The sequence below is a fragment of the Salipiger sp. HF18 genome, from assembly GCF_011806505.1.
In the GTDB taxonomy this organism is placed as follows: domain Bacteria; phylum Pseudomonadota; class Alphaproteobacteria; order Rhodobacterales; family Rhodobacteraceae; genus Salipiger; species Salipiger thiooxidans.
Genome location: NZ_JAATOS010000797.1, coordinates 1 through 1,152 on the forward strand (window position 1 = coordinate 1; position 1,152 = coordinate 1,152).

The window sequence follows — 1,152 nt, forward strand, 5'->3', positions numbered from 1 at the left end:
ATCCTCGCCGTCAGGAAATGCTCCGTCGCCGAGCTGATGGAGGCGCACTGGGCCGAGTACGGCCGCAACTACTACTCGCGCCACGATTACGAGGCGGTTGACAGCGACGCGGCCAACGCGCTGATGGAGCACGTGCGCGGCCAGCTCGCCGCGCTGCCGGGCCAGAGCTTCGGCCCCCTCACCGTCACCAGCGCCGACGAGTTCGCCTATGACGACCCGGTCGACGGCTCGCGCTCCGAGGGCCAGGGCCTGCGCGTGGCCTTCGAGGGCGGCGGCCGCCTCGTGCTGCGGCTCTCGGGCACCGGCACCGAGGGCGCAACGCTGCGCGTCTACCTCGAGAAGGTCGAGACCGATCCCGCCGCCTTCGGCCTCGATCCGCAGGAAGCGCTGGCCGACGTCATCGCCGCGGCCGAAAACATCGCCGAAATCAGGTCCCGCACCGGACGCGACGCGCCCGACGTCATCACCTGATCCAGGGTGGACACGCTCCGCGCGATCCTGCTGATGGTGCTTTCCATGGCGTTGCTGGCTGCCAGCGACGCCTTCCTCAAGCTTGCCTCCCAGAACGCCCCGGTGGGTCAGGTCATGCTGATGCTGAGCATCGGCGCGACGCTGCTTTTCGTGGCGCTGGCGCGGCTGCGGCGGGGGGCGCGCCACGTCGGGGAGGCCCTCCCCCGCCAGGGGCTGGTGCGCCACAACTGGGAGATGGCGGGCGCGCTCGGCATGATCGTGGGGCTTTCGAAGATCCCGCTCTCGCTGATGGCGGCGATCATGCAGACCGCACCACTGGTGGTGACCCTCGGCGCCGCGCTCTTCCTCGGAGAGCCGGTGGGCTGGCGCCGCTGGCTTGCCATCGTGGTGGGGCTGGTGGGCATGCTCATGGTCATCCGCCCGGGCGGCAGCGGCTTTACCGGGTGGGAGATCTTCCCGGTGGCCGGCGTCACCGGCCTCGCCGCGCGTGACCTCGTGACCCGGGTGGTGCCGCAGCGCATCCCCTCGATCGCAATCTCGGCCTACGGCTTCGCGGCCGTCTTCCCGGTGGGTCTCGCGGTGCTGCTGGTGACCGGCACGCCGCTGGTCGCCGAACCGCCGGTGTTCCTGCACATGGCGGGCGCGGTGATGGTCACGGCGGCCGGCCACCCCCCGGTCACC

The 1,152-nt window shown here is 71.3% G+C and carries 1 protein-coding gene and 1 pseudogene; both read left to right on the forward strand.

The window, feature by feature from the left end:
- Window positions 1-471 (forward strand): annotated as a pseudogene (locus HC022_RS27035) (alpha-D-glucose phosphate-specific phosphoglucomutase); the annotation flags it as partial.
- Between the two features lie 6 nt (window positions 472-477).
- On the forward strand, window positions 478-1,152 hold a 675-nt coding region (locus HC022_RS27040), incomplete at its 3' end, for a DMT family transporter (protein WP_167454433.1).